24 protein-coding genes are annotated in these 24871 nt (G+C 68.4%); 12 read left to right on the top strand and 12 right to left on the bottom strand.

Annotated elements, in window-relative coordinates:
• The first annotated feature begins 77 nt into the window (after positions 1 to 77).
• A complete protein-coding gene (locus CFB82_RS26045; protein WP_089485860.1) occupies positions 78 to 878 on the top strand; it encodes a helix-turn-helix transcriptional regulator in 801 nt (266 codons plus the stop codon).
• 139 nt (positions 879 to 1017) lie between these two features.
• A complete protein-coding gene (locus CFB82_RS26050; RefSeq protein WP_089485861.1) occupies positions 1018 to 1401 on the top strand; it encodes a hypothetical protein in 384 nt (127 codons plus the stop codon).
• Between the two features lie 79 nt (positions 1402 to 1480).
• Here the strand turns inward: CFB82_RS26050 and CFB82_RS26055 are convergent, their stop codons facing one another.
• Together CFB82_RS26055 and CFB82_RS26060 are read right to left on the bottom strand one after the other, a co-directional pair.
• Positions 1481 to 1786 carry a panthothenate synthetase gene (locus CFB82_RS26055; RefSeq protein WP_089447583.1) on the bottom strand — a complete coding sequence of 102 codons (306 nt, stop codon included), beginning with the start codon at positions 1784 to 1786 and terminating at the stop codon, positions 1481 to 1483.
• Positions 1787 to 2017: 231 nt separating this feature from the next.
• Complete coding sequence (locus CFB82_RS26060; RefSeq protein WP_089485878.1) at positions 2018 to 3448, bottom strand: cytochrome P450; 1431 nt, start codon at positions 3446 to 3448, stop codon at positions 2018 to 2020.
• Positions 3449 to 3535: 87 nt separating this feature from the next.
• Here CFB82_RS26060 and CFB82_RS26065 point away from each other — a divergent pair, with 87 nt between their 5' ends.
• The 5 genes from CFB82_RS26065 to CFB82_RS26085 all read left to right on the top strand — a co-directional run bounded on the left by CFB82_RS26065 (position 3536) and on the right by CFB82_RS26085 (position 8347).
• A complete protein-coding gene (locus tag CFB82_RS26065) occupies positions 3536 to 4471 on the top strand; it encodes an AraC family transcriptional regulator (protein WP_089485862.1) in 936 nt (311 codons plus the stop codon).
• 145 nt (positions 4472 to 4616) lie between these two features.
• Positions 4617 to 5501, top strand: a complete 885-nt coding sequence (locus tag CFB82_RS26070) for a LysR substrate-binding domain-containing protein (protein ID WP_089485863.1) — start codon at positions 4617 to 4619, stop codon at positions 5499 to 5501.
• A 191-nt stretch (positions 5502 to 5692) separates the two neighbouring features.
• On the top strand, positions 5693 to 6625 hold the full coding sequence (locus CFB82_RS26075) for an AEC family transporter (RefSeq protein WP_089485879.1): 933 nt from the start codon (positions 5693 to 5695) through the stop codon (positions 6623 to 6625).
• 125 nt (positions 6626 to 6750) lie between these two features.
• Entirely contained in the window at positions 6751 to 7686 is a 936-nt protein-coding gene (locus CFB82_RS26080; RefSeq protein ID WP_089485864.1) for a DMT family transporter, read from the top strand.
• 286 nt (positions 7687 to 7972) lie between these two features.
• A complete protein-coding gene (locus CFB82_RS26085; RefSeq protein WP_069251500.1) occupies positions 7973 to 8347 on the top strand; it encodes a COG4315 family predicted lipoprotein in 375 nt (124 codons plus the stop codon).
• 111 nt (positions 8348 to 8458) lie between these two features.
• On the opposite strand, the gene CFB82_RS26090 is transcribed toward CFB82_RS26085, so the two are convergent.
• On the bottom strand, positions 8459 to 9976 hold the full coding sequence (locus CFB82_RS26090) for a CoA-acylating methylmalonate-semialdehyde dehydrogenase (RefSeq protein WP_089447577.1): 1518 nt from the start codon (positions 9974 to 9976) through the stop codon (positions 8459 to 8461).
• A gap of 51 nt (positions 9977 to 10027) precedes the next feature.
• Positions 10028 to 11383: an aspartate aminotransferase family protein gene (locus tag CFB82_RS26095; RefSeq protein WP_089485865.1), complete on the bottom strand. Its 1356-nt coding sequence runs from the start codon at positions 11381 to 11383 to the stop codon at positions 10028 to 10030.
• Between the two features lie 105 nt (positions 11384 to 11488).
• Between CFB82_RS26095 and CFB82_RS26100 the strand changes: the two genes are divergently transcribed.
• Entirely contained in the window at positions 11489 to 12439 is a 951-nt protein-coding gene (locus tag CFB82_RS26100) for a LysR family transcriptional regulator (RefSeq protein WP_089485866.1), read from the top strand.
• Positions 12440 to 12529: 90 nt separating this feature from the next.
• Here CFB82_RS26100 and CFB82_RS26105 read toward each other — a convergent pair whose 3' ends face one another.
• The 3 genes from CFB82_RS26105 to CFB82_RS26115 are packed head-to-tail and all read right to left on the bottom strand — an operon-like array spanning position 12530 to position 14608.
• Complete coding sequence (locus CFB82_RS26105) at positions 12530 to 13768, bottom strand: MFS transporter (RefSeq protein ID WP_089485867.1); 1239 nt, start codon at positions 13766 to 13768, stop codon at positions 12530 to 12532.
• Positions 13765 to 14100, bottom strand: a complete 336-nt coding sequence (locus CFB82_RS26110) for a hypothetical protein (RefSeq protein WP_089485868.1) — start codon at positions 14098 to 14100, stop codon at positions 13765 to 13767. Before CFB82_RS26110 ends, CFB82_RS26105 begins: the two co-directional genes overlap by 4 nt.
• Before the next feature lie 37 nt (positions 14101 to 14137).
• Positions 14138 to 14608, bottom strand: coding sequence for a MarR family winged helix-turn-helix transcriptional regulator (locus tag CFB82_RS26115; RefSeq protein WP_089485869.1), 471 nt, complete (start codon positions 14606 to 14608; stop codon positions 14138 to 14140).
• A gap of 168 nt (positions 14609 to 14776) precedes the next feature.
• Here CFB82_RS26115 and CFB82_RS26120 point away from each other — a divergent pair, with 168 nt between their 5' ends.
• Complete coding sequence (locus CFB82_RS26120; RefSeq protein WP_047850045.1) at positions 14777 to 15268, top strand: 2,4'-dihydroxyacetophenone dioxygenase family protein; 492 nt, start codon at positions 14777 to 14779, stop codon at positions 15266 to 15268.
• A 93-nt stretch (positions 15269 to 15361) separates the two neighbouring features.
• Here CFB82_RS26120 and CFB82_RS26125 read toward each other — a convergent pair whose 3' ends face one another.
• Both CFB82_RS26125 and CFB82_RS26130 read right to left on the bottom strand, forming a co-directional pair.
• A complete protein-coding gene (locus CFB82_RS26125; protein ID WP_089485870.1) occupies positions 15362 to 16510 on the bottom strand; it encodes an epoxide hydrolase family protein in 1149 nt (382 codons plus the stop codon).
• 76 nt (positions 16511 to 16586) lie between these two features.
• Positions 16587 to 17546: a GlxA family transcriptional regulator gene (locus CFB82_RS26130; RefSeq protein ID WP_089485871.1), complete on the bottom strand. Its 960-nt coding sequence runs from the start codon at positions 17544 to 17546 to the stop codon at positions 16587 to 16589.
• A gap of 135 nt (positions 17547 to 17681) precedes the next feature.
• Here CFB82_RS26130 and CFB82_RS26135 point away from each other — a divergent pair, with 135 nt between their 5' ends.
• Entirely contained in the window at positions 17682 to 18482 is an 801-nt protein-coding gene (locus CFB82_RS26135) for an SDR family NAD(P)-dependent oxidoreductase (RefSeq protein ID WP_089485880.1), read from the top strand.
• Positions 18483 to 18747: 265 nt separating this feature from the next.
• Positions 18748 to 19044: a hypothetical protein gene (locus CFB82_RS26140; protein WP_089447568.1), complete on the top strand. Its 297-nt coding sequence runs from the start codon at positions 18748 to 18750 to the stop codon at positions 19042 to 19044.
• 21 nt (positions 19045 to 19065) lie between these two features.
• Here CFB82_RS26140 and CFB82_RS26145 read toward each other — a convergent pair whose 3' ends face one another.
• The 3 genes from CFB82_RS26145 to CFB82_RS26155 form a co-directional block, all read right to left on the bottom strand.
• Positions 19066 to 20406, bottom strand: coding sequence for an MFS transporter (locus tag CFB82_RS26145; protein ID WP_089485872.1), 1341 nt, complete (start codon positions 20404 to 20406; stop codon positions 19066 to 19068).
• An 87-nt stretch (positions 20407 to 20493) separates the two neighbouring features.
• The gene (locus CFB82_RS26150; protein ID WP_089485873.1) at positions 20494 to 21837 is read right to left on the bottom strand and encodes an MFS transporter; all 1344 of its coding nucleotides are present in this window, start codon (positions 21835 to 21837) and stop codon (positions 20494 to 20496) included.
• 179 nt (positions 21838 to 22016) lie between these two features.
• On the bottom strand, positions 22017 to 22976 hold the full coding sequence (locus CFB82_RS26155; protein ID WP_089427583.1) for an MBL fold metallo-hydrolase: 960 nt from the start codon (positions 22974 to 22976) through the stop codon (positions 22017 to 22019).
• A gap of 178 nt (positions 22977 to 23154) precedes the next feature.
• On the opposite strand from CFB82_RS26155, the gene CFB82_RS26160 reads away from it, so the two are divergent.
• Positions 23155 to 24804 (top strand): IclR family transcriptional regulator, encoded by a 1650-nt coding sequence (locus CFB82_RS26160; RefSeq protein WP_089485874.1) that lies wholly within the window; start codon positions 23155 to 23157, stop codon positions 24802 to 24804.
• Positions 24805 to 24871: the final 67 nt, after the last annotated feature.

A 24871-nucleotide genomic window follows, 5' to 3' on the forward strand; every position in this document is an offset into this window, starting at 1 on the left:
ATTGATTGCGTGGCAGTCTAGGAAGCCAATTTCAGGACCGCTATTCCCCCTTCGTGTTACGCCCTTCCGGTGGTGGTATGGATCGTCTCTTTTCCGAAATCGCGATGCACCAGGCGCTCGGCCGCGCAATCGATCATCTCGGCCAGCCGCGCTTCTGGCGGTTCCTGGTGCTGCTGCTCAACGAAATGGTGCCGTTCGACAATGCGCTCGCGACCGCGATCGGCCGCGACGGCGTGCCGCTCGTGCTCGACGAATACGACACGGGCGGCACCGACGCCGCGTCGCCCGTGCCGCTCTACCTGAACGGCGTGTATCTGCTCGACCCGTTCCTGCAGGCCGCGCACGACGGGCTCGCCGACGGCTGCTACCGGCTCGAGGAAGTCGCGCCCGACCTGTTCCGGCAGAGCGAATATTTCCTGAGCTACTTCCGCGATGCAGTCGGCGACGACGAGATCCAGATCCTCGTGCGACCCAACGCCGACATGCTGCTGTCGCTGTCGCTCGGTGCAGGCACGCGGTTCGACGTCGAGCCGCTCGGCAAGCTGACGGCCGCGATGCCGTGGGTGCTCGCGGCGATCCGGCAGCACTGGCGGCTGGTGGGCGACGCGGCGCGCACAACGCCCGACGCCGATCTCGGTGCGCGGGTCGAGCAGGCGCTTGCGCGCTTCGGCGCGGGCGTGCTGACCGATCGCGAGATGTCGATCGCGAGAATGGTGCTGCGCGGCAATTCGTCGAAGGCGATTGCCGAGCGGCTCGCGATATCACCCGAAACGGTAAAGGTGCACCGGCGGCATTTGTACGCGAAGCTCGGAATTGCGTCGCAGCCGGAGCTGTTTTCGCGCTTCATCCAGGCGCTGGGGGAAGACGCGACCGGATGACGGCATCGGTGCCGGCGGATGGCAACCGGCGTGGAATCGGGCACACTCCGGGAAGCGCCGCGTGCCTCGCTCATCCGGTGACGCCGATACGGATATGCCGTCGACAACAAGATTGCCCAAAAAGCAGGAATCCCGATTCATGTCGCTCATTCCGATCGTGGGACTTGGCTGGCTGTTTCTGTGTGCGATCAGCGCCGCATCGCTCGTGATCGTGCCGCCCGTGATGCTGGTCGCCTGCCTGATGGGGAAAGACGTCTGGTCAATCCTGACCCGCGGCCGGCTGCAGTTCGCGTTCCTGGCCTACCTGGGTTCCGCGCCGGTGCCGGCGGTCTTCACGTTCCTGCTGGAAATCGGCGCCACGGCCGGGAATCACGGCGGCACGGCGTCCGACAGCCTGCGCCAATGGAACGAACGGTTCTTTTTCGTGTTCGTCGCCGCGGCGGCATTGAGCGGCCTGCTGTTGGTCTTGCGACCGAAAGACAGGGATGCGGCGAACGTCGAACCATCGCAGCCTGCGCGATAGCCGCGCGCGCGAACGCCGCGTCATGCCGCCTGCCCGGCTCTCGGGCAGGGGCATCGTCATGCGCTGATTCCGGCTGCTTCTACTTCCACTTCGCGCCGATCTGCGCGAGCCCGGCGTTCTTGAGATCGTCCGGCAACATCACTACGCGGAACTCGCAGTCCGCATTCAGCATCAGGAACCACGGCTCCGCGAGCGCCGGGATCTGCGACGGATCATTCAGGTCGACGATCACGACCGCCCCGCGCCCGCCGTTCTGCTCCGTGAAATATACGGCCTCGGGCTTGACCGCTTCGAGTATTCGCCCGATCACGTCGCCGACGCTGCCGTCGCGCACCAGCGTGTTGAACGGCTCGTGAGGGATTCGTATGTTGAGAAGCATGCGCATGACCATCCTCCTTGGGCTCCGCCCGGCCTGGGCCCTTCAAGCATAGGTGCTGCGCGATGCCGCGCCAGTCGCGCTGAACGCAGCGGCCGGCACGCATTCATATTCCGACGATTCGATTTCATTGCGCGTCGCGAACGGCAAGCGTTCGCGACACGCGAATCAGCCGAGCCTGCCGTCGCGTTCGATGTGCCATCGACTCTGCGGCCCACTCGCCCGGCCGCGCCGTCCGCCTCACGCGGAACGCCCATCCGCCACCGGCACGATCGCGAGATGCAGCGGCCGGTCCGGCCGCAGCGTCACGTTCAGCACCGGCCGCGGCGGCTTCATGCCGTGCGGCGCCGACAATGCGTAGCGCTGCAGGATCATCGCCGCGACGACCGTCATTTCCGTCATCGCCAGATGCTGCCCGAGACACACGCGCGGGCCCGTGCCGAACGGCATGTAGCTTCCGCGCGGCGCAGCCGGCGCGTCGTCCGCAAAGCGCTCGGGACGAAACACGTCGGGCGCGTCGAACCATCGCGCATCGCGCTGCATGAGTTGCAGCGGCAGCATGAACAGCGTCCGCGCGGGAAACTGCCACGGCCCCAGCACGATCGGCCGCGACGCGCGGCGGCTGATCAGGATCGGCGCGGACGGGTACAGGCGCAGCGTTTCCTCGAGCGTGTGCGTCAGGTAGCGTAACGACGATCGCGTCTCGGCGGACGGTGCGCCACCGCCCAGCACGCGCGACACTTCATCGCGCGCAGCGGCCTGCGCCGCCGGGTTCGTCGCCATGCACCACGCCCACCAGGTCAGTGCCCCGGCCGTCGTCTCGTGGCCCGCGAGGAACGCGGTCATGCATTCGTCGTGCACGGCCTGCAGCGGCCATCGCCGCGCATCGTCCCGATGCAGCCGCAACAGGCGCGACAGCAGATCGTCGGGCCACGCGTTCGTCGGCAGGTCGAGACGCGCACGCAGTTGCCGGTCGATCAGCCCCTTCAGCACGGCCATCGCCCGCGCCTTGCCGCGCTTCCACGGCACCCAGTCCGGCGTGCTCGCGGGCCAGTAAAAATCGGCGTTGGCCGCTGCGCTCACCGCGCGCACGGCCTCCTCGGCCGCACGTGCATCGTCGCCGATCGCATCGGAGAACATCGTGCGCATGATCACGTCCATCGCCAGCGACGTCAGCGCGCTTTCGATCGGCCAGTCCGGATCGCGCGCGGGCCACCGCGCGAGCGCATGTCCGGCCGTCGCCGCGATCGACGGCACGAACGTCTGCACCGCCTTCGGCATGAAATTCGGCTGCAACGCCTGCCGCTTGTCGCGCCACGCGTCGCCTTCGGCGATCAGCACGCTATGGCCGTGGACCTCCGCAAACACGCGGACGGCACGCTCCCAGCGCCCGAGCGCATCGTGATGCGTGACCAGGAGTTCGCGCACGAGCGCGGGATCGGTCACGACCACCGCATGCTCGGGCCACATTCGCAAGTGCATGACATCACCGTATTCGCGCTGCCAGCCGGCCAGCGTGCCGAGCAGGTCGCGCGACATCGCGCGCAACAGACCCCAACCCGTCAGGCCGGCAGGCGGCCCCGGCGGCCATACGCCGGGCGGGTGAAGCACGGGCGCCGAAGCCGCGGCGCCCGTATGGAATGGACATGAGGATGTGGATCGCGTGTTCATGGGACGGATTGTCCGCACCGGCATGCCGGCGGTCTTGAACGCAAACGACATCGACACGCGTCGGACCGCTCCCTATACTCCAGCGTCATGTTCCCCGACCCGTCATCGATCCCGCTGTCGTGCCCCGATCCGCTGGCACGCGCCCCTCGCGCGCCGAGCGACGGGCGGTCGCCGCATGGACGGCTGTACCCCGCGCCGGCTGCCCTGCAGGGCGCGGTGGTCGCGATCGTGTTGCACGACACGCGCGGGGTCGCATTGAGCGACACGCAGCGGCTCTCGCATTTTCCGGCCACGCCGCTCGTGTGCGTGTCGTGGTATCGGGATCTCGACATGGGCTTCGTCGAACACGCGTCCGACGGGCCCCGGTGGCGCCCCTTCGGTGCCGCGGCGACGCTGTCGGGCAGCCATTCGGCCCCTACCGTGGCCTGGGCGCCGACGGGCGGACGGATCGGCATGCTCTGCTTCACCGCCGATGCGGCGCGGGCGCTGTTCGGCATCGCGCTGGCGGACATCCACGACCGCGTGCTCGATGCACATGCGTGCCTCGGCCACGACTGGCACCCGCTGCTCGATGCGCTGGTCGGCGCGGACCGCGATGCCGATGCGCTGGCGGCGATCGAACGTCATCTTGCGCCGCGCTGGCAGGCGTTACGGCCCGCGACGACGCTGTCGTCGCTACGCAATGCGGGACGCAGTTGGGTCGAGCGCCTCGCGCTGCAGGCGCGCGAATGGCGGCATACCCACAGCCCGCGCCAGGTCGAGCGGCGTATCAAGACCTACAGCGGCCGATCGCTGCGCGAATGGCACACGCTCGTCAGGACGGAAAGCGCATTCTTCGCGGCGCGCGACCGGTACGAAGCCGGCGCCGCGTTCAACTGGGCCACGCTGGCGCTGGACGAAGGGTTCGCCGACCAGGCGCACCTGAGCCGCGAGGTCAAGCGCATCACCGGTTTCTCGCCGAGCGAATTCACGCAACGCTTCATCGAGGACGAATCGTTCTGGATGTACCGGCTGTGGGTGTGACGCGGCGGCGATCGCGCGTCGGCCGCCGTTGCCGTTGCCGTAGCGGTTCCCGGTTGCCCGATCCAATCCGTGCGGGCACGATGGGCGCGGACCCTCCGCATGCCTGTCGTCCGCTGTCCATCCCGCCCCTCACGTGACTTCACCCATGTCATTACGCGCATTCAGAACGCTCGTCGCCATCGCCCGATACCGGACATTCGCGCGCGCCGGCGAAGCCATCGGCCTCACGCAATCGGCGGTGAGCCTGCAGATCAAGACGCTCGAAAGCGAATACAACGTGCAGTTGTTCGATCGCTCGCGCCGGCAGCCGGTGCTCACCGAGGCCGGCAACATCCTGCTGGCGCAGGCCGAGCAGGTGCTCGCGCTGGTCGACCGGATTCCCGATGCGCTCAGCGACGAGAAGAAGCTGGCCGGCCGCCTGCGGATCGGCGCGATCCAGACCGCGCTGTCCGGGCCGCTGCCCGACGCGCTGCTCGCGCTGCGCGCGGCGCACCCGGGGCTGCGCGTGCACGTGTCGGCCGGGATGTCCGCCGAACTCGCGAACCGCGTCGCGGCCGGCGAACTCGATGCGGCAATCACGACGCGCCCCGTGCGCCCGCATCCGGCGGAACTGACGTGGACCACGCTGTACGAGGATCGCTTCTGGCTGCTCGCGCCGCCCGACCATGCGGAACGCGATGCGGTCACGCTGCTCGATGCGCTGCCGTTCATCCGCTTCGATGCGCAGGCATGGGCCGGCCGCATGATCGCCGCCGAGCTGCGTCGCATCGGCGTGCGCGTGCGCGAGGAGATGGTGCTGGACAGCGCGGAAACGATCGCGCGCATGGTCGCGAGAGGGCTCGGCGCGGCGATCGTCGCGCTCCCCGATTCAACGCTCGCGCGGCTGCCGCCCGTCACGCGCTTGCCGTTCGGGCAGCCGCAGATGGGGCGCGCGGTCGTCCTGCTCGAACACCAGTCGCGTCCGGCCGAACGTTTCGCGCGTGCGCTGGCCGCCGAAGTCACCGCGTCATCGATGAGAATTTCTCATTGAACACCCGATAATTAACCATTATTCCTGTTGCTTGCGCGTGTTAACTTGGCGGTATCGTCACTCCTTCGATTGCGTGTCGCCATGTTGCCCGCCGGATGGATTCCCGCCTCGCTCCGCCGTTTTTCGTGCCTGTCGCTCACGGCGGCCCGCACCGCCTGCGCGGCCAGCAAGGCTCGCGTGAAGGCGCGTCGATGATCGGCCCGGTCCTGCTCGCGCTGGCGCCGGTTGCGCTGCTGGTCGCGTTCGGTCACGGCCTGCGGCGCACGGGCTTCATCGCCGACGCGTTCTGGCCGCAGGCCGAGCGGCTGTGCTACTACGTGCTGCTGCCCGCGCTGTTCGCGGACGGCCTCGCGAACGCGCGGCTGCAATCACTGCCCGTTTTACCGCTCGCGGCGGCGCTGGTCGGTTCGACCGCACTCGCCGCGGCGCTTCTCCTGCTGGTCCGCCGGTTCGTGCGGGTGGACGGCGCCGGCTTCACGTCGGTATTCCAGGGCGCCGTGCGCTTCAACAACTATGTCGGCACCGCGCTCGCGGCCGGCCTGTTCGGCGCACAAGGCATCGCGCTCGCGGCCGTATGCGTCGCGGCGATCGTCCCGACCGTCAACCTGATGTGCGTGCTCGTGTTCGCGCGCTACGGCGACACGCGGCTCGGCGCGGCGGCGCTCGCGCGCCAGATCCTGTCGAATCCGCTCGTCATCGCGTGCGTGCTCGGGATCGCGATGCAGGCCGGCGGCGTCACGTTCCCGGCGGCCGTCGAGCCGGCCGTGCGCGCGCTCGGCGTCGCGTCGATGCCGCTCGGCCTGCTGTGCGTCGGCGCGGCGCTGCAATTCGATGCGGCGCGGGCGTGGCTGCAGCCGGTGTGCGTCGCGTCGGCGTTCAAGTTCATGGCGATGCCGCTCATCACGCTCGCCGCCGGCCGCCTGTTCGGGCTCGGCGATGCCGCGCTGACGGTCGCGCTGCTGTTCCAGGCGCTGCCGACATCGTCGGCGTCCTACATCATGGCGCGCCAGCTCGGCGGCGACGCGCCGCTGATGGCCGGCATCACCGCGTTCCAGACGGTCGCCGCGGCGTTCGCGATGCCGGTCGTGCTGACCGCGCTCGCGTCGGCGCCCGTGTTTCGCTGACGACGCAGCGCCGCTCCCATTCCCCTGAATCCGGCCTGCCAGCCGGCCATCGCGCGATTCGGCATCGTCTGCCGCGCGCGGTCGCTCACGCGTTGCCGCAGGCGCTCACCGAGATACTCCGTCACATGAACGCTCCCGCCCCGCCCGCCGCCCTCGTCGCCACCCGGCCGCACGCGGCCATCTATGTGAAGCTCACGCTCGTCTCGCTGTTCTGGGGCGGTACGTTCATCGCGGGCCGGATCCTCGCCGCGACGATGTCCGCGACCGCCGCGGCCACCGGCCGCTTCGCGATCGCCGCGCTGCTGCTGGTCGTGCTGACGTGGAAGATCGAAGGCGGGCTGCCGAAGCTGAGCGGCCGCCAGATCCTGACGACCTTCGGGCTCGGCGCGACCGGCATCTTCCTGTACAACGTGTGCTTTTTCGCGGCACTGGCGCGGATGCCGGCGGGGCGCACCGCGCTGTTCGTCGCGCTGAACCCGGTGGCCACCGCCGTGCTGCTGTCGATCGTCGTGCGCGGGGAGCGCCTGTCGCTGTCGCGCTGGGCCGGCATCGCCGTCGCGCTGTTCGGCGCGCTGGTCGTGATCAGCCGCGGCGACTTGCTGCGGGTGCTGACCGATCTCGGCAACACGTTCGGCGCAGGCGAACGCTTCATGCTGTGCGCGGTGCTGAGCTGGGCAGCCTATACCGTGATCGGCCGGCGCGCGCTCGACGGGCTGTCGCCGCTCGCGGCCACGGCGTATGCGGCGCTGTGGGGCCTCGCGCTGCTGATCGTCGCGCACCTGTTCGGCTCGCCCGCCGGCAGCGGTACGCCGCTGACGTGGCAGGCCGTCGCGTCGATGCTTTATCTCGGCGCGATCGGCACGGTGGTCGCGTTCGTCTGGTATTCGCAGGGCATCCGCGAACTCGGGCCGGCCCGCGCGGCCGTGTTCACCAACCTGGTGCCCGTGTTCGGCGTGCTGCCGTCGGTCGCGCTGCTCGGCGAGCCGTTGTCGCCGTCGATGCTGGCCGGCGGTGCGCTCGTGATCGCGGGCGTCGCGTTGACCAATCGTGCGAGGCGCTGACGCATTGGCGTGCGTACCTCGCGCCTAAGGGGACGGATGCAAATTCCGGAGCCGGAGCATGACGGCCGTAGTGTAACGCCCACGCGCGGCCGATGCGCCCCCCGATGTTCTCGCAGCCCCGCCAAAAACCGCCTATCGTGAATGGAGCGCCCCGTTCATCGCCACTCGACCCTGCGTCGCTCGCACCGGCGGTAACGGCACCGCGTTCCGGCACCATTCATCGCGATCCTGGCGCACGCTCGCCCGTGCACGATCGCGGCCGCCCACCGGATTACAGGAGGCCCTCATGAAAGCCGCGCTGCTCGTCAGCTCCGCCCTGCTCGCCATTGCATCCGCTTCGGCGTCGGCCCAAGGCTCGATCACGAAAGTCGAAAACGGCGCGCTCGTCGCCGCAAACGGGATGACCGTCTACACATTCGACCAGGACAAGCCCAACGCCGGCACCAGCGCCTGCACCGGCCAATGCGAATCCTTCTGGCCGCCCTACAAGGCCAGCGCGACCGATGTCCCGGTCGGCCCCTACACGATCATCAAGCGCGATGACGGCAGCCCGCAATGGGCGTACAAGGGCAAGCCGCTGTACTTCTTCTCGAAGGACATGAAACAGGGCGACCGCAACGGCGACAACTTCAAGAACATGTGGCACGTGGTGGCGCCGTAAGCATTCTGCTGCCTTCCGCCCCCTCCGCGCGGACATGAAAAAGCCCGCTCCGATCGTCGATCGAAGCGGGCCTTTGCCCGTCATGCCGGCTGCGTGCAGCCGGCATGCGCGTCAGCGGTTCGACGGGAAGCTGAACACCGTCCCTTCGCGCACGCCGGCCGACGGCCAGCGCTGCGTGATCGTCTTGCGCTTCGTGTAGAAGCGCACGGCGTCCGGGCCGTACGCGTGCAGATCGCCGAACAGCGAACGCTTCCAGCCACCGAACGAGTGGTACGCAACCGGTACCGGCAGCGGCACGTTGATGCCGACCATGCCGATCTGGATGTTGTCGCTGAAGTAGCGTGCGGCCTCGCCGTCGCGCGTGAACAGGCACGTGCCGTTGCCGTACTCGTGCGCGTCGATCAGCGCCATCGCCTCGTCGAGCGACTTCAGGCGGATCACGCCGAGCACGGGCCCGAAGATCTCGTGCTGGTAGATCGGCATGCCGGGCTTCACGTTGTCGAACAGGCACGGACCGAGGTAGTAACCGCCGTCGTGACCGTCGACCTTCACGCTGCGGCCGTCGACGACGAGCGTCGCGCCCGCTTCCACGCCTGCTTCGACGAAGCCCGTCACCTTCTCGAAATGCTGCTGCGTGACGAGCGGGCCCATGTCGACGCCCGCGCCGTTGCCCGGGCCGACCTTCATCTTCTCGATCTCGGCCTTCAGGCCCGCGACGACCTGGTCGCCCGTCTCGTCGCCGATCGCGACGACCAGCGGAATCGCCATGCAGCGCTCGCCGCACGAACCGTACGCGGCGCCCATCAGCGCGTTCACCGCGTTGCCGATGTCGGCGTCCGGCATCACGACCGCGAAGTTCTTCGCGCCGCCGAGCGCCTGCACGCGCTTGCCGTGCGCGCAGCCGGTCGAGTAAATGTATTCGGCGATCGGCGTCGAGCCGACGAAGCTCACCGCCTTCACGCGCGAGTCGGTCAGCAGCGTGTCGACCGCTTCCTTGTCGCCGTTCACGACGTTCAGCACGCCCGGCGGCAGGCCGGCTTCGAGCGCGAGCTCGGCCATGCGCAACGTCGACGACGGCGTACGCTCCGACGGCTTCAGCACGAACGTGTTGCCGCATGCGACGGCCATCGGCCACATCCACAGCGGCACCATCACCGGGAAGTTGAACGGCGTGATGCCGGCCGCGACGCCGAGCGCCTGGAACTCGCTCCACGAATCGATCGCGGGGCCGACGTTCTTGCTGTGCTCGCCCTTCAGCAGCTCGGGCACGTAGGTCGCATATTCGACGTTCTCGATCCCGCGCTGCAGCTCGCCCATCGCATCGGCGAGCACCTTGCCGTGCTCGGCCGTGATCAGCGCGCACAGCTCGTCGGCGTGTTCCTCGAGCAGCGTCTTGAAGCGGCTCATCACGCGGGCGCGCTTCAGCGGCGGCGTGTTGCGCCAGGCCGGGAACGCGGCCTGCGCGGACGCGATCGCGGCTTCGACGGTCAGCTTGTCGGCGAGCGCGACGCTCTTGTGCGATTCGCCGGTGGCCGGGTCGAACACCGGCTGGACGCGGCTGCCGCCGTCGACGCGCTTGCCGTCGATCAGGTGGCCGACGGTGGAGGTTACGTTGCTGTCGTGTTTCATCTCGTTCAGGCTCTTTCGTGAATTCGGTTATCGCTCAGGGCAAGCCGCGGCTCAGTCCACTTCGTTCAGTGCGTCGGACAGCGCGTTGACGAGGTTGTCGATCTCGCGCTTCTCCGAGATGAACGGGGGCGCCAGCTGGATCGTGTCGCCGCCGTAGCGCACGTAGAAACCCTTCGCCCAGCAGCGCATCGCGATCTCGTACGGGCGCCGTGCCGGCTCGCCCGGCAGCGCCGCGATCGTCAGGCCGGCTGCCAGCCCGTAGTTGCGGATGTCGGTGATGTGGCGCTGGCCCTTCAGCCCATGCACCGCGGCTTCGAAATGCGGCGCGAGATCGCGCACGCGGGCCACCGCGTCCTCCTTCACCAGCAGGTCGAGCGCCGCGACGCCGGCCGCGCAGGCCACCGGGTGCGCCGAATACGTGTAGCCGTGCGGGAACTCGAGCATGTACTCGGGGCCGCCCGCGGCCATGAACGTGTCGTAGATTTCCTTCGTCGCGATCACGCCGCCGAGCGGCTGCACGCCGTTCGTGACCTGCTTCGCGAAGTTCAGGATGTCCGGCACCACGCCGAACGCATCGGCACCCGTCATCGCGCCGGCCCGGCCGAAGCCCGTGATGACTTCGTCGAAAATCAGCAGGATGTCGTGCGCGGTACAGATGTCGCGCAGCCGCTTCAGGTAGCCCTTCGGCGGCACGACCACGCCCGCCGAACCGGAGAACGGCTCGACGATCACGGCCGCGATGTTCGATGCATCGTGCAGCGCGATCAGCTCGAGCAGGCGGTCGGCCAGCTCGGCGCCGTGCTCGGGCATCCCGCGCGAGAACTTGTTTTCAGCCAGTTGCGTGTGCGGCAGGAAGTCGGCATCGAGGCCCTGGCCGAACAGCTTGCGGTTCGGCCCGATCCCGCCGACCGAGATACCGCCGAAGTTCACGCCGTGATAGCCCTTCTCGCGGCCGATCAGGCGCGTCTTCGTGCCCTTGCCCTTCGCGCGCCAGTAAGCGCGGGCCAGCTTCAGCGACGTATCGGCCGCTTCCGAACCCGAACCCGTGAAGAACACGTAGTCGAGGCCGGCCGGCGTCAGGTCCTTGATCTTGTTCGCGAGCTCGAACGATTTCGGATGGCCGAACTGGAACGCCGGCGCGTAGTCCAGCTGCGCGACCTGGCGGCTCACGGCTTCGACGATTTCCGTGCGGCCATGACCGAGGCCCGTGCACCAGAGACCCGACAGGCCGTCGAAGATCTTGCGGCCTTCGGCGTCCGTGTAATACGCGCCCTTGCCCGACACGATCATGCGCGGATCGGCCTTGAACTGGCGGTTGGCGGTGAACGGCATCCAGTGCGCGTCGAGCCACGCGGCGTCGGTGCGGAGGTTGGTTTCGTCCTGCTGGGCGGTGGTGATGTCGGTCATGTCGGTCGGCGCGTGGCGCCCCTCCTCCTTATGTTGATATTGCGCATTGTCGGGAGGCCAATTAGTCTTTTGAATATCGCAATATCAATGTTCACTTGCGCATTTATGCAAGCAAAGAAACCGAAGAGTCGCGCGCTGCTCGGGCAGCTCAGCGACATGGATCTCCGCCTGCTGCGGGTCTTCAAGGGCGTCGTGCAGTGCGGCGGGATGGCCGCGGCCGAACTGGAACTGAATATCGGCATCTCGACGATCAGCCGGCACGTGAAGGATCTGGAAACGCGCCTCGGCCTCGTGCTCTGCCGGCGCGGCCGCGCGGGCTTCACGCTGACGCCCGAGGGCCAGACGGTGTACGAGGAGACGTTGCGGCTGCTCGCGTCGATGGAAGCATTTCGCAGCAGGATCGACGGCATTCACGACCGGATGGGCGGCGAACTGCACATCGCGGTATTCGACAAGACGGCCACCAACGCGAACGCGCGGCTCGGCGACGCGATCCGCCAGTTCGCCGACGAAGCGCCCGACGTCGCGCTGAACCTGCATGTCGCGTCGATCAACGAGGTCGAGCGCGGGATCATCGATGGCAGCTATCAGGTCGGGATCATTCCCGCGCACCGCAACTCGGGCAGCCTCGTGTATTCGGAGCTGTTCGACGAACGGATGCTGCTCTACTGCGGCCGCCAGCATCCGCTCTACGATGCGCCGCACGGCAAGCTCACGTGGACGACGATCGGCAACCATGCGTTCGCGGGCCTCGGCTTCCATTCGCCGAATATGGAGCTGAGCCACCGCGCGAAGCTCACGCGCAGCGCGACCGCATCGGACCAGGAGTCGATCGCGACGCTGATCCTGTCCGGCCGCTATCTCGGCTTCCTCCCCGACCATTACGCGGAAAGCTTCGAGAACAAGGGGCTGATGCAGCCGATCGCGCCGCACCGGTTCAATTACCGGTGCCGGTTCGTGAGCCTGCTGCGGCGCTCGCCGCGGCCGTCGCGGGCGGCGCTGCTGTTTCAGTCGTGTCTCGAAGCCGCGCATGCGGCGGCGCGGCCGGCGGTGTAACGACCTTCGTGGCTGAGTGGCTGAGTGGCTGAACGGCTGAACGGCTGAACGGCTGAACGGTCGGGTAGCCTACGTCGGTTTCACTGCAGGTCAAGCGCCGTCGCCCGTGCCCGCCTGCGCACGCATCCGCTTCATGAAATGCGTCGCGACGAGCGCCGCGGCAAAACCGGACATCGCACCGACACCGAGCGCCCAGCGCGGGCCGAGATGATTCGCGACCCAGCCGGCCACCGGCGCGCCGATCGGCGTGCCGCCGAGCGCCACCGCGAGACGCAGCGCCATCACGCGGCCACGCATCGCCGGCTCGGTCGACAGTTGCACCAGGCTGTTGGTCGAGTTCATGAAGGTGATCGCGGCGATCCCGGTCAGCACCAGCGCAGCGCCGAACAGCCAGTAGCCCGGCGCCAGCGCGGCCAGCGTGCAGCCGAGCCCGAACAGCGCCGCGCCGATCCACAGATGCCGGAAGCGCGGCCGGTCGCGGCGCGCCGCGAGCAGCGCACCGGTAATCGTGCCGACGGCCATCATCGACGACAGCACGCCGAAGCCGCGCGCGTCGACGTGAAACACACTGGCCGCCATCGTCGAGATGAACAGCTGGAAATTGAGCCCGAACGTGCCGATCAGGAACAGCATCACGAGGATCGCCTTCAAGTCCGGGCGCTGCCACACGTAGCGGAACCCGTCGAGCAGGCTCCCGCGCGAACGGTCGGCCCGCGCATGCGCGCGCAGCTCGTCGGCACGCAGCATCGACAGCGATGCCAGCACCGCGACGAAGCTGAGCCCGTTGAGCAGGAACGCCCAGCCGGTGCCGACCGACGCGATGATGAAGCCGGCCGCCGCCGGCCCGATCATCCGCGCCGCGTTGAACGACGTCGAGTTGAGCGCGACGGCGTTCGCCAGCTCCCGATCGGCGACCAGCTCGGCAACGAACGTCTGCCGCACCGGCGCATCGAACGCCGACGCACAGCCGAACAGGAACGCGAACAGATACACGTGCCACAGCTGCGCGACGCCGGTCACCGTCAGCAGCCCCAGCAAGAGCGCGAGGCCGCCCATCAGCGCCTGCGTCGCCATCAGCAGCTTGCGCTGGTCGAAACGGTCGGCCGCATAACCCGTCCACGGCAGCAGCAAAAGCTGCGGGCCGAACTGCAGCGACATCACGATACCGACGGCCGACGCGTCGTGATGCGTGAGCTGCGTGAGGACGAGCCAGTCCTGCGCGGTGCGCTGGATCCACGTACCAATGTTCGACACCAGCGAGCCGATCGCCCACACGCGATAGTTGAAGCTGCGAAGCGAGCGGAAGACGCCCGCCGCCGGCACGCTCATGGCCGCTCCCGGTCGGGCTCGTTGCCGCCGTGCAGCTCGCCGAAGCGCCGCGCAAGGAACAGGCCGAGCGCGAGGATGCCGAGGCCGAACGCCGCTGCGTCTGCTGTCAGCCGGAGGTCGAAATCGCCGACGCGGCACACCAGCACGTAGGCAATCACGAGGTTCGCGACGCCCCACACGACATTCACGGTGGACGACGACAACCCGCGCCCGGGCGGATTCGCGAACGGGGTCTGGAACGGCTCGCCGCGCAATCCGCTGACGAGATGCGGCACGACGTTCGCGAGAAACGCGCCGCCGAAGAAATACGACACGAGATGCGGGAGGTTCATGGTCGGGTTGTCCTTTCGGCGAGCGGAGCGAGGCGGTTTACGGACGCGCCGGCTCCTGGAATTCGGCGAGCCGCTGCAGCAGTTTCACGGCCGACGCGAGCTCGGCCTGCTCGGCCTCCGACAGCTGCGCATGCAGCGCGCGGAACAGCCAGTCGTCCTTGGCCGCGCGGTTGGCCTGCAGCACCTTGCGGAAACCGGGCGTGAGCGCGATCAGCGTCTGCCGGCCGTCGGTGGGATCGGGCTCGCCGCTGACAGCGCCCAGCGTTTCGAGCGTCGCGACCGTCACGCGCATCGACTGCGGCCGCACGCTTTCGGCGCGCGCGAGCGCCGACACGGTCGCGGGGCCGTCGCGGTCGAGCCGCAACAGCACCGATTTCTGCGATGACGTGAGGTCGTTCGGGTGGATCTGCTCCCGCATCCGCCGCATCAGCTTGCCGACCGAGATGCGAAGTTCGCCGGCAAGGCCGGCCAGCGGGAGCGCTTCGGAGGGAGGCAATGGCGTCTTCATGAATTCAAGATATCAGATATACAGCAAAACTGTACAGTTTAACTGCATATTTCAGGCTGTAAGGAGCGCGTCGTCGCGTGCGCTCGAACCGATGCGAAATGTCCCGTTCGGCGGCGCGAGCCGGCTCTGCGATAATGCGGGCTCCCCATTTCCGCTCCGCCGCCCGCCATGACGCAGCCGTCCGCCCCGCTCTCCACCGACCTGCCGCCGATCTCGTGCCTGCCCGGCGACGCGCTGCCGTGGCTGCCGATGAGCGCCGACCTGCCAGGCCTGGCGATCAAGTATCTGCACATCAATGCGGCCGAGGACACGCTGACCGCGCTGCTGAAGATGCCGGCCGGCGGCACGCTGCCGCGCCACCGTCATGAAGGCGAGGTGTTCGTCCATACGTTGCAGGGGGCGTGGCGCTACCGCGAATACGACTGGGTGGCGCACGCCGGCTCGACGGTGCTCGAACCGGCCGGCTCGGTGCATACGCCGGAAACGCTCGGCGCGCCGGGTGAGGACGTGATCACGCTCAACGTGATGCGCGGCGATCTCGTGCTGCTCGACGACGACGGCCGCGAGACCGCGCGCGAGAATTGCCGCGTCGCGCTGCTGCGCCAGCGCAAGCATGCGCGTACGGCGCCGGACGACGCCGCGCCGTTCGTCACGCGGTAACGCAGGCGCCACCGTCGCGTCACGATCCGCGTGGCGCTCGCGCCCCCTGTCGACCGGATGGCCGCCGGTGCGCTGCGCCGGGCGACCCGGTCGTTATCGAAAGCGCCGGAAAAATGTCCGGATATCGTCGGCCAGCCGGTCCGGCTCTTCCATCGCCGCGAAATGGCCGCCGCTCGGCATGTCGGTCCATTGCACCACGTCGAACACGCGTTCGAGCCAGCTGCGCGGCGGACGGCTGATTTCCTTCGGAAAGCGCGCGAACGCGACGGGCACCGTCACGCGTTGCCCGGCCGCGAAGCGCAGGGGCTGCAGCCGGTTTTCCCAATACATCTGCATGGATGAGCCGATGCAGCCGGTGAACCAGTAGAGCGAGATGCCGGTCAGCAGCGTATCGTGCGAAAACCGCCGTGCGACGTCGCCGTCGCAATCGCTCCATGCGCGGAATTTCTCGGCGATCCACGCGGCCAGTCCGGCCGGCGAATCGTTGAGCGCGACGGCCAGCGTCTGCGGCTTCGTCATGTGCATATGCGCGTATCCGCCTTCCAGCGCGGCCCACTCGCCGCGCTGCGTCACGAAGGCCCGTTCGTCGTCGGTCAGCGGCACCGCCGCGTCGGCTGGAGGTTCGTAACTGCCGGGCAGGTAGTTCAGATGGATGCCGTCTACCCGGTCGGCATGCCGCGCGCCGAGCGCGATCGACACGGCCGCGCCGAGATCGCCGCCTTGTGCGCCGAAGCGTCGATATCCGAGGCCGGACATCAACGCCGCCCAGCAGTCGGCGACCTGCCATGCCGACATGCCGGGTGCCGTTGGCGCGGGCGAGAACAGGAAGCCGGGCAGCGACGGTACGACGACATCGAATGCGTCGTCAGGATCGCCGCCGAATGCCGCCGGATCGCAGAGGCGATCGATCAGCGCGTCGAATTCGAACACGGAGCCCGGCCAGCCGTGCGTGATGACGAGCGGATAAGGTTTCGGTCCCGCCCCACGCCGATGGATGAAATGCACACGCTGTCCGCCTGCGTCCGCGACGAACTGCGGCAACCGGTTCAGCGCACGCTCCACCGCACGCCAGTCGAAGCGCTCGGCCCAGTACTCGGTCAGTTCGCTCAGCCACGCGCCGTCCACACCCTGCTGCCACGGCTCGGCGGGCGTGAGCATCGGCGGGCGACGGGCACGCAGGCGCCGACGCAGGTCATCCAGCGCGTGATCGGGTATCGCAATGTCGAACGGCTCGGCGTGCATGGTGTCTCCTCACGAAGCGTGCCGGAGATTCTGCGCGATTTTTCCGACGCACGCTGGCGTCTCGCGCCTGCGGGCATCAGCCCGCTTCCCGCTCGTCCATACGCGCGTCCCGCCGCATCGCCTGCGGCGGGACGCCGAACCCGCGCACGAACGCCTCGCGCATGTGCCGGCGGTCGCGAAAGCCGTTTTCCTTCGCGATCACGTCGAGCGAATGGCGGCTCTGCTCGATCATCAGTCGCGCCCCCTCCAGCCGCAGCCGCTCGATCGCCTTCGCCGGCGACTGCCCCGTTTCGAGCGTGAACACGCGGCTGAACTGGCGCGGGCTCAGGTGGACGGCTTCGGCAAGATCCTCGACGGTCAGTGCGCGACCGAGATTCTGCCGCGCGTAGTTCAGCGCGTTCTGGATCCGGTCGGATTTCGGCGCGAGCTCCAGCATTTCCGAATGCTGCGACTGGCCGCCGGCGCGCCGCTGGTGCATCACGAGCTTGTGCGCGACCGACCGGGCGGCATCGGCGCCGAGATCCTTTTCCACCATTGCAAGCGCGAGGTCGAGGCCGGCCGTCATCCCGGCCGACGTCCAGATCGGGCCGTCGACGATGTAGATCCGGTCGTCCTCGACGCGTATCTCCGGATAGCACCGCTGCATGTCGCGGCCGAACGCCCAGTGCGTCGTCGCGCGGCGCTGTGCCAGCAACCCGGCTTCGGCCAGCACGAACGCGCCCGTGCAGATGCCGGCGATCCGCCGCGCGCGAGCGTTGGTGCGGCGCAGAAACGTGACGACGCCGGCCGGCGCCGGCGAAGCGAGCGGATCGTTGACGCCCGCGACGATCCACGTATCGACGGCGATCCGCCCGCGCAGCGCGTGCGTGGCGACCGGCAGCCCGAGCGACGAGCGCACGTCGCCGCCGTCAACCGAATAGTTGGCCATCTCGTAGAACGGCTCGCTCATGCCCATGTTCGCGTACTCGAACACCGATTGCGCGGCGAGCGCCATGATCTGGAAGCCGTCGCTGATCAGAAAGCCGATGCGGTGCATGTGGGTTCTCCCGTCCCGGGCGAGTAGGCCACCCGATGTCCTGAATCATACCCATCTACGTCATTTGTGTCGCAGCGATTCGAGACCAGAATGGCTTCACGCCATCCGGCCATTTCCATCGAAACGGAGCACATCATGACGCAAGCACATCGCGGTACCGCCCTCATTACCGGCGCCTCGTCGGGCATCGGCGCCGTCTACGCGGACCGCCTCGCGCGCCGCGGCTACGACCTGATCCTGGTCGCGCGCAACCGCGACCGGCTAGCCGCCCTCGCCGACCGCATCACGAACGACACGCAGCGCAGCGTCGAGATCATCGACGCCGACCTCAACGACCGCGCCGCACTCGCCGCCGTCGAGGCGAAGCTGAAGCAGGATGCGAGCATCACGCTGCTCGTGAACAACGCGGGCATCGGCACGCACGCACCGCTGCTCGACAGCGACGTCGATGCGATGACGCGAATGATCGACCTCAACGTGACCGCGCTCACCCGCCTCACCTATGCGGCGGTGCCCGGTTTCGTCGCCCGCGGCAACGGCGCGGTGATCAACATTTCGTCGATCGTCGCGATCTCGCCGGAAACGCTGAACGGCGTGTACGGCGGCAGCAAGGCGTTCGTGCTCGCGTTCAGCCAGTCGCTGCATCACGAACTCGCCGACAAGGGCCTGCAGGTGCAGGCCGTGCTGCCCGGCGCGACCGCCACCGATTTCTGGCAGACGGGCGGCCTGCCGCTCGAGCACCTGCCGAAGGAAATCGTGATGTCGGCGACCGACATGGTCGACGCGGCGCTGGTCGGCTTCGATCGCGGCGAACTCGTGACGATTCCGTCGCTGCACGCGGGTGACGAATGGACCGCGTACGAGGCCGCGCGCCGCACGATGGCGCCGCACCTGTCGGCCGACACGCCCGCGCCGCGCTATTCGACGGCAGGCTGAGCACGCGACATCCCGCAGGTCGAAAGCAACCGGCACGTCGAATCCCGGGAGGTGCTGCGGAACACGGTGGTACGTGGCAAATCGCCCGTCATCATCCGAAGTTCCGCGGCACGTTTCCGGGCATCTGCGGATTGATGAATTCGACTGCGGGAACGCACACCGGATTGTTTCCCGATCTGCCTGGCGTCCCGCTGCCCCGTTGCTCGACATATTCGGGACGGATCGTGTAGGCTGGCGCCCCTGCCCCTACACATCCCGACTCGCCATGGACAATGCCAAACGAACCGCGCGCATCGCGTCAGGTCTTCTCGTCGTCGCGCTCATCGAGCTGCTGGCGCTTCTGTTCGGCTACGGGTTCGCCAGTTCGATGGACGATCCGTACATGGGCGTTCGCGTGCTCATCACCGCGCTCTTCTGGGCGGCAGGCCTGTCGGTCATCGGGGTCATTGCGGCGATCGCGTGCCTGTCGATCGACCAGCAGGCGCGCGGCGGCACGATTTACTGGGCGCTGGCGCTGCACGGCCTGATCGTCCTGCCCGGGCTGTTTCTGACCTTCCACTGAACCGCACCGCCGCCGCCCGCGTCACGCCGATTCCGCACGCGGCACCGCCCGCACACCCAGCAGCATCGCGACCGCGCACGCGGCCAGCAGCGCCGCGATCATCAGCATCGCCGGGTCCATGCTGCCGGTTCGGGTGCGGATCAGCCCGACGAGCCACGGCGTGATCATGCCGCTCGACACGCCGATGCTGCTGATCAGCGCGATCCCGCCGGCCGCGCCCGCGCCGGAGAAATACGCGGACGGCACGGCCCAGAACACCGGATGCGCGGCGAAGATCAGCGTCGCCGCGACCGACAGCAGCGCCATCATCGCGACGATGCTCGACAGGTGCAGCGTCAGCAGCGCGAGCGCCACCGCACCGCCGAACGCGCATGCCGCGAAGTGCCAGCGCCGTTCGCGCTTGCGATCGGAGCGCCGCGCGATCGCGATCAGGCCCGCCGCACCGATCGCGTTCGGCACGACCGACAACAGGCTGATCTGCACGACATCGTGAATGCCGAATTCGCGGATCATCAGCGGCATCCAGAACAGCAGCATCAGGAGCGCGGTGGTCAGCGAGAAATAGATGAACGCGAACAGGTACGTGCGCGGTTCGGCCAGCACCTGCCGCAGCGAATGCGGCGCCGGCGTATCGGCACCGGCGCGGTCGGCGGCCAGGTCGGCCGCGAGCCGCTGGCGGTCGGTGTCGGACAGCCAGCTCGCCTGCTCGGGACGATCGCACAGCCAGAACCAGGCAACCACGCCGAGCAGGATCGCGGGCGCGCCCTCGATCGCGAACATCCATTGCCAGCCGTGCAGCCCGAGCACGCCCGACATCCCGCGCATCAGCCAGCCCGACAGCAGCCCGCCGACCATCCCCGCCACGGCGACGCCCGCGTAGAAGATCGACAGCACCGACGCGCGCCGGCGTGCCGGATACCAGTACGTCAGGTAGAACACCACGCCCGGAAAGAACCCGGCCTCGAACAGCCCGAGCAGGAAACGCAGCACGTAGAAATGCCTTGCACTGTCGACGGTGATCATCGCGACCGACACCGCGCCCCACAGGAACATGATCCGCGCGAACGTGCGGCGCGCGCCGAAGCGGCGCAGCAGCGCGTTGCTCGGCACTTCGAACAATACATAGCCGACGAAGAACAGCACCGCGCCGAGGCTGTACATCGCGTCGATCAGGCCGAGGTCCTGCCGCATCTGCAACTGCGCGAAGCCGATGTTGCTGCGATCGAGGATCGACACGACGTAGCAGATGAACAGGAACGGCACGATCCGCGCGCCGATGCGGCGGTACAGCGCGTCGTCGTCCGTTGAGGCGATACCGGACGCGACGGCACGCGCGGCGTCCGCTTGAACAGGAGCTGACATCGATCGTCTCCTCGATGGATTCGGATACGGGGCTCACACGTCGTGCCGGTCGCCGCCGCCCGCGAGCGGCGGCCGGACGTTACTCGCTCAGCCGCGCCGCGCGCCTTCGCCCTTCACACCGACCATCAGCGCGACGCCGCTCGCCACCAGCAGCGCGGCCAGCAGATACACGGCGAGATCCATGCTGCCGGTGCGCGTGCGGATCATCCCGATCACCCACGGGCTGACGATCCCGCTCGTGATCCCGATGCTGCTGATCAGCGCGATCCCGGCCGCGGCGGCGTTGCCCGACAGGTAGCGGGTCGGCACGGTCCAGAAGATCGGCAGCGCGGCGAAGATCAGCGTCGCCGCGACCGACAGGCACGCGAGCATCGCCGCGAAGCTGTGCAGATGAAGCGTCAGCGCCGCGAGCGCGAGCCCGCCGCCGATCGTGCAGCACGCGAAGTGCTTGCGGCGCTCGCCGGTGCGGTCCGAACGGCGCGCGATCAGGATCAGCCCCACCGCGCCGACCGCGTTCGGCACGACCGTGTACAGGCTCACCGCCACGACGTCGGTCACGCCGAAGTCGCGGATCATCAGCGGCATCCAGAAGTTGAGCGTCAGCGACGCGCAGGTCAGCGAGAAATAGATGAACGCGAACAGGTACACGCGCGGGTTCGCAAGCGCGGCCACGAGGCTGCGCCCGTCGTGCGCGTGGCCGTGGCCGCGGCCGTCGGCGCACAGCGCGGCGACCCGCGCCTTTTCATCCGGCGTGAGCCAGGTGGCGTCCTGCGGCCGGTCGACCAGCAACGTGAACGCGGCGAACGCGAGCAGGATCGCCGGCGCACCTTCGATCGCGAACATCCACTGCCAGCCGTGCAGCCCGAGCACGCCGCTCATGTCGCGCATGATCCAGCCCGACATCAGGCCGCCGAGCACGCCGGCCACCGCGACGCCCGCGAAGAACACCGAGATCGCGGCCGCGCGCCGGTTCGCGGGGAACCAGTAGGTCAGGTACAGCACGATGCCGGGAAAGAAGCCCGCTTCGAACACGCCGAGCAGGAAGCGCAGCACGTAGAAATGCGACGGCTGCGACACGAACATCATCCCGGTCGACGCGATGCCCCACAGCAGCATGATCCGCGTGAAGGTGCGGCGCGCGCCGAAACGCGCGAGCAGCAGGTTGCTCGGCACTTCGCAGAACACGTAGCCGACGTAGAACACCGCGGCGCCGAGGCCGTACATCGCGTCGCTGAAGCCGAGATCGTGCTTCATCTGCAACTGCGCGAAGCCGATGTTGATCCGGTCGAGAAACGAGATGACGTAGCAGAGGAACAGGAACGGCACGATTCGCCAGGCGATCTTGCGGAACAGCAGCGCATCGTCCGTGGCGGCGGAAGCCGAAGCGCTCGCGTGCGCGAGCGTCGCTTCGGCGGGAAGCGATCGAGGCATGTCTCTCTCCAAACAGGCGGCGCGATTCGAGCGCGCAGCCGTCTCCCAGGGCGTACGTGCGCCCTGCATTCTTGTGAGATCGGATACGGCGGACGGAAAGCCGGCACGAAGCCGTGGCCAGTCGCCGCTTCAGAAAAAAGGCGGAGCGCCCTGTCGGACACCCCGCCTGTGCAAGCCGCTCAGTCCTGCAGCGCGGCCCACATTTCCTTGTCGCGCTGCGCGGTCCAGATGCGCGGATGCGTGATGCCGCTCGCTTCGTCGAACGCACGCGACACGTCGAACGGCAAGCAGTGCTCGTAGATGAACACGTGGCCGAACTTCGGATCCATCGCCTCACGCGTGAGCGCCATCGACGCCTTCAGGTCGAGCTTCTGCTCGACGGCCTTGCGGCCCTGGGCGAGCAGCGTCGTGACGAAATCCTTCGTGTAGTCGAGGCCCTTGTTCACGTCGGCCGGGTTCAGCAGCGCGGGGCCGCGGCCCGGCACGAGCTTCTCGGCGCCGAGCGCGCGCAGCGCTTCGAGCGTGGCCGGCCATTGTTCGAGCTGTGCATCGCCGCAGTAGCACGCGGCGTCGTATTCGACGAGGTCGCCCGAGAACAGCACCTTCTGCGACGGAATCCAGACGATCGTGTCGCCCTTCGTGTGGCCCGAACCGACGTGCATGATCTTCACTTCGAGCTTGCCGAGGAACAGCGTGATCTCGCGCTCGAACACGAGCGTCGGCCAGGTCAGGCCAGGCACCGTCTCGACCCCGGCGAACAGGCGCGGGAAGCGTTCGATCTCCGACTTCATGTCGGCCTCGCCGCGCTCGACGATCATCTCGTACGTGCCGCGGCTCGCGATCACGTGCTGCGCGCCTTCGTCGAAATACGCGGACGCGCCGAGCACGCGCACCGCATGGTAGTGCGACAGCACCACGTGCTTGATCGGCTTGTCGGTCACGCTGCGGATCTTCGCGATCAGGTCCTGGGCCATCGCGGGCGTCGCGGTCGTGTCGACGATCAGCACGCTGTCGTCTCCGATGATCACGCCCGAGTTCGGGTCGCCTTCGGCGGTGTACGCGTATGCGTTCTCGGACAGCTTCGTCCAGGTGACTTTCTTCTCTTCCAGATCGGCTTGGGAGGCGAATGCTTTGGCCATGTTGCGTTCCGTGGCTGCGAGCCATGTGTTGAGGGGGTGTGAGCGGATCATCTTCCCGCGCCGAATATTTGTCAATGACAAAGTCGCTTGCTATTGTCTAATACGGGTAAACCTGCGGGCTGGCGCGATAAATGGCGTCGGATACCATGCGGGGTTTCGTCAACGGAAGAATCATCGCGTGCAGAACCACGAAGTCAGCGCAGACGACGCGCCGCCGAAGGCGCAGCGCGGGATCCAGAGTGTCGAGGTCGGCGGCCGGCTGCTCGACGCGCTCGCGCGCCGGCGCAAGCCGCTCGGCCTGTCCGAGCTGGCCGCGGCGGCCGACCTGTCGACCGCGCAGGCGCACACCTATCTCGTCAGCCTGACGCGGCTCGCGCTCGTGAAACGCGATGCGCTCACCGGTAACTACGAGCCGGGCCCGTTGTCGCTGCGGCTCGGGCTGATGTCGATCGAGCGCCAGCCGGCCTATCGCGCGGCGCTGCCGCACGCGGCGCGGCTCGCGGAAGCGGTCGGCCTGAGCGTCGCGCTGTCGGTGCCGGGCGTGCTCGGGCCGACGATCGTGCGCATCGAGCACGGCGGCTATCCGCTGCACGTGAACCTGCACGTGGGCTCGGTAATGTCGCTCAACACGACCGCCACCGGCCGCGTGTTCCGCGCGTTCGGCGATCCCGCCCAACTCGACGCGATGGCGGCCAGCCAGGCCGGCGCGGGCGCCACGCTCGCGGGCGCCGAACAACCCGTGCCGGACGCCGGCGTGCCGCAGGCGGAACTCGAAGCGATCCGCGCACGCGGTATCGAGCGCGGCGTCGATCTGCCGAGCCCCGGCGTCAGCGCGATGTGCGTGCCGGTGTTCGACGCGCAGGGCAAGCTGCAGCTCGCGTTGACGGTGATCGGTTCGACGGGATCGATCGACGTCGACTGGGACGGCCCGATCGCGGCGGCATTGCGCGACGCGGCACGGCTGGCCACCGCATCGCTCGGCGCGGCGCACGATGCGCCTGCGCCCACCGCCAGCCTGGCGCCTGCCACTCCGCGCGTGCCGCCCGCGCTGGCCGACGATATGAAGGCGCAGCGCGGGATCAACGCGCTCGACAGCACCGGCGAACTGCTGCTCGCGCTGGTGTCGGCGGGCCGCGCACTGACGCTGCGCGATCTGGCGGCGGCCGCCGGCATGCCGGCCGCGAAGGCCTTTCCGCATCTCGTCAGCCTGCAGAAGATCGGCCTGCTGAGCCGCGACGACGCCGGCTGCTTCGGCGGCGGCCCGCTCGGGCAGGCGCTCGGCCTGATCGCGATGCAGCGCGTGTCGCCGACGCGCGACGCGGAAGCGGAGATCGTCGCGCTGGCCGGCGCGACCGACATGAGCGTCGCAGCCGCGACGCTGGGGCCGCTCGGCCCGACCGTGATCCGCCTCGAAGAGTCCGCGCGACCGCAGCACGTGAGCCTGCAGGTCGGCACGGTGATGTCGCTCGTCAATACGGCGATCGGCCGGATCTTCGCGGCCGGCATGTCCGACGACGTGCTGGCCGACCTGCTCGCCAACGAGCCCGTGCGCCTCGCGGGCCGCGCCGCCGCGCCGGCCGACGACGCCTTCCGCGCGCGGCTCGCGACGATCCGCGCGGATGAACTCGATTTCGCGTTCGACGCGCCGGTGCCGGGCATCGGAACGGTCGCCGCGCCCGTGTTCGATCACACCGGCAGCATCCGGCTCGTGATCGCGATCATCGGCTCGTCACGCGGCTTCCCGCGCGGGCCGGACAGCGACCTCGCGCAGGCGCTGCTCGCCGCGACGCGACGGCTGTCGTGGCGGTTCGGGTGGATCGGCGGGTAAGCCGCCGCCCGCTACACCCCTTATCCTCCTCACCGCTCGAATCCCCTCTCTTGTTCTTATGCGAGGC

The organism is Burkholderia sp. HI2714 (assembly GCF_002223085.1).
GTDB classification, from domain to species: Bacteria; Pseudomonadota; Gammaproteobacteria; order Burkholderiales; family Burkholderiaceae; genus Burkholderia; species Burkholderia lata_D.